Annotated in this window: 4 protein-coding genes; all 4 read right to left on the reverse strand. The window is 25.1% G+C overall.

All coding sequences use genetic code 4. The annotated features are described in order from the left end of the window. Positions 1 to 216 precede the first annotated feature (216 nt). The 4 genes from EHV01_RS03940 to EHV01_RS03955 all read right to left on the reverse strand — a co-directional run bounded on the left by EHV01_RS03940 (position 217) and on the right by EHV01_RS03955 (position 3,198). Positions 217 to 1,443, reverse strand: a complete 1,227-nt coding sequence (locus EHV01_RS03940; RefSeq protein ID WP_422066293.1) for a hypothetical protein — start codon at positions 1,441 to 1,443, stop codon at positions 217 to 219. Next, positions 1,421 to 2,026, reverse strand: coding sequence for a hypothetical protein (locus EHV01_RS03945; RefSeq protein WP_422066294.1), 606 nt, complete (start codon positions 2,024 to 2,026; stop codon positions 1,421 to 1,423). Before EHV01_RS03945 ends, EHV01_RS03940 begins: the two co-directional genes overlap by 23 nt. A 105-nt stretch (positions 2,027 to 2,131) precedes the next feature. Further along, positions 2,132 to 2,392: a hypothetical protein gene (locus EHV01_RS03950; RefSeq protein ID WP_422066295.1), complete on the reverse strand. Its 261-nt coding sequence runs from the start codon at positions 2,390 to 2,392 to the stop codon at positions 2,132 to 2,134. Further along, positions 2,359 to 3,198, reverse strand: a complete 840-nt coding sequence (locus EHV01_RS03955; protein ID WP_422066296.1) for a hypothetical protein — start codon at positions 3,196 to 3,198, stop codon at positions 2,359 to 2,361. Before EHV01_RS03955 ends, EHV01_RS03950 begins: the two co-directional genes overlap by 34 nt. Positions 3,199 to 3,645: the final 447 nt, after the last annotated feature.

The raw sequence follows: 3,645 nt of genomic DNA on the forward strand, positions 1-3,645 counted from the left end.
TWKATTTTTAAATAAAAGACATAATTAATTAAAATTATAATTTGCTATTAGTATCTTTTTAAAAATATTTACAATTATTTTAATAGGTTATGCAAGAAGTCTATTGAATAAATTACCGCTAATAAATTACGCGGATAATTTATTCATCTTCTTCTACATTATTAATTACAATATTATTTACCGTATTAATAACATTATCTTTTCCATACTTTTTCACTAAGGACCGCAAAATAAAATAATGTTTCTTTTCAATAAAAAATCAACTCCTTTCTGAGTTGATTTGTTGCATTTCATTTTACATAATTCCTTTATTTTACGAATTTTAATGTTGTATGATTCATCTTTTGTAATTTTTGATAATTTATAGTTTTTATTTTTTTCCGCATTCAACTCTTCTAATTGTCGTTTTAATTTTATAATTCTTTCTTCTATATGATGATTAACTTGAGTTTTATTTGCTTCTAATTCTTTAATATTATTAGCTAAAATTAATAATTTTTCTTGAAAAATTGGAATTAATTTATCTTCTGGTTTAGTTTGTTTTAAATGATTTAATTGTTCTTTTTCTAAGTTATATCGCACAATTAATTTATTAATTTTTTTATCATGCGGATTATCAAAAATAGTTCGCATTGTATTACTATTTAATTCATCAATTTTCTTTTGTAAATATGTTAATTCTTGTCGTAATGTATAAACTTTTTTTAATTTTAGTTTAGAACTATGTTCATTAACTGTTCTTGATATAAGCATATATTCATCTTTTAATTCTTCATATTGCTCATTTAAAGCAGCAATCCGGGCATAATTTGGATTTCTTTTTAACATTTCAATTTCTTTGCGTGCTTCTATAATTTTTTCCCCTAATGCTTCTAATTTTATTTTTAATTTTTGGGATTTGCGAATATCTTTAGCATCATTAGTAATCTCTGCTTTTTGAACTAAAACAACATATTTTTGCTTAATTACTTCAAAACGATTACGATAAACCTCACTTATTGCTTCTAATTTTTTGCTTCGAACTATGGCTAGATCTTTATATAAAGAATTAATTTTATCTTCTAAATTTTTTATTTTTTGTTCGCGATGTTTCTCATCAATATATTGTTTAATTAATAGCGAATATTCAACACTTAAGTTGTTAATAACACGGCGACTTCTAACAAAGTCTTTTGTTGCATCAATACTATCCATTGTTTCATAAATCTCTTTTAAACTGAATGTACCAAACATTTCAATACGACGATAAATATATGTGGTACCTAATCCAATTCCTAAGAAAACTACTAGGAAAATCATTAAGGCACCAAAACATCCTAAAATTTCTGTATTGTACATACTAATAATTCCCTCATTAGAAGCAATTCCATAGACAATATTGCTCATTCCAAAAATTGTATATTTAAATGGCACAATGTAACTAATTGCTTGGAAAAAAACCATTTTGTAAAATAACTGGAAAACTTCCACCACCAGCAGTTAAATTAAAAACCGTATAAATAATACATAAGAATCGTCCAACATTATCATCTGGCATCGAATATCATAAAGATTGGGTTATTGTTGTTAAGACAGTCGCGGTGACTATCATTCACATTAACATATAAACAATTGGTGAGCCTAATTTTCCATAACCAACAGCCAATAAGCCTAAAAATAATAATGTTTGAGCATAAGAAGTAATTAACATTGTAAATCATTTTGAAAAATAATGTTGATATCATTTTGCATTAGGTGTGTAACTTTTTTTACGATAAATAAAAGTTTGCGTAATTGCTCCAATTCATAATGAAATTGAAATGAAATATAATCCTAATCCATATCCATATGTTCCAAATTCATATCCTTGAATATGTCTATCAACGCTTGTTGAGCGTGACATATTATTTAAAAAGTATTGTGTTACTGATAATAATTTTGTTTTGTATTCAGAAAAATAAACACGTTGTTCTCATCTTGGATCATTGTTTGGATTTCCTAAATCTGGAAACATAATTTGAAATGCAAATGGTAAAATTTGTTCCATTTTTAAGATTAACTGTTATTCCAATATTAATTGAAACAAGCACATCATTTTTAATATGATTAAACATTTTATTTACAGATTCATATAAAACCGGATTTTTTTCTTTTAAATGTTGTAATGCTTTATATAAATTTGATGGTTCACCTGGTTTAGCACCAGGAGAACAAGCAGTTCCGGGCCCATCACAATCATAATTATTAATATTTTTTTGGGAATAATATAATACTCACCAAAACGAGAACTACCACCACCGTTTGAACTTTCGCCATGGTCTTGACGTGATGATAATCAAAACATTGTTTCTGGTGCTAATGTTGTTAAAATACTAGTTGCTAAACTTCCAAAACCAACTTGTAACATACTCATCATATTTCCAATCATAAAACTATGTTCATAAGTTGCTCAAAATTCCATTTTATTACTGCTAAAATAATTCATTGTTTTAAAGAAATCATTTTCATCATCATCAGTAAATTAGGCTCACCAATTTGTGCTAATCCTCGCATTAATTTATATGTATTTAAAGTATAACTAGTTGGGATTTTTAATTGCACTCAATATTTACTATTTGGTGTAAAGTTAATTTCATCTTCTTTTAAATATTTAATTGTTGGTGTAATATCACCAATCGATGTTGTTAATGTTTTTGAATTTTCATCGTATTTGCTATTATTAGTAATAACACTGTCAATTAATGAAGCATAACGATAATTAAGTTCATATTGATTAGGGTCAAATCCTTCACTTTGATATCATTTGCTAGCTTGACCACTACATTCCTCTGAATTTTTTGCTTGTAAATAACCAACTTTAACAGCATTATCAATAAACTCTGTCCCACCTTTTGTATTTACATAAGCAACACAAGCTGCATTGTCACGATTGACAATTGCCATAGGTACTTTTGAAATATTAGCAACTGGATCTCAAACTTCAGTAATACAAATAATTCCATATAAAAATGACATAAAACAGATTAGCAAAAATCTTAATAAATGTTTTTTATCGCGAGCAATCGAGTTATACAATTCTGTTTTAAAAATGCTTCCAAATGTCGCACAACCATATTTAATGTTATTGATATTTTTTTCAGTTTTAGACTCAACAACTTCATTTCGATTTCCATTATCGCCATTCATATTTTCACTAATTTCTTTTTCGTTGTTGCTCATATTCAAATAACCCCTTTATAAATTTATAAAAAATACTGACTTATAAATGATATTACAAAAAAAGTTATTAAACAATAAAATAAATTATGTAAAATACTACACGATATGAATATAAAATACAAGAAAATAAATAGTTAATTTTAAAATTTATAATTATGAATGAATTTTTATGACAATTAAGAATTTGTAAAAGGAAATAAAAATATTTTAAAAAATAAGGTATTGTAGCAAATTATTAACTACAATTTTTCATTATTTTTCTTTAATTTTGTCGAAAACTCTTGATATTTATAAAATATACCTAAAATTAGGTATATTTTTAATATATGTAGGTAAATATGTAAATTGTAAATGCAAATGTAGCACTTTTTATATGAATGAAAACCTTATTTTTAAGCTTAATAGTTATTTTAGTAATTAATTAACTAAAATAAGCCATAAAATATA

Source organism: Spiroplasma sp. hy2, assembly GCF_044714365.1.
Classification (GTDB): domain Bacteria; phylum Bacillota_I; class Bacilli_A; order Mycoplasmatales; family Mycoplasmataceae; genus Spiroplasma; species Spiroplasma phoeniceum.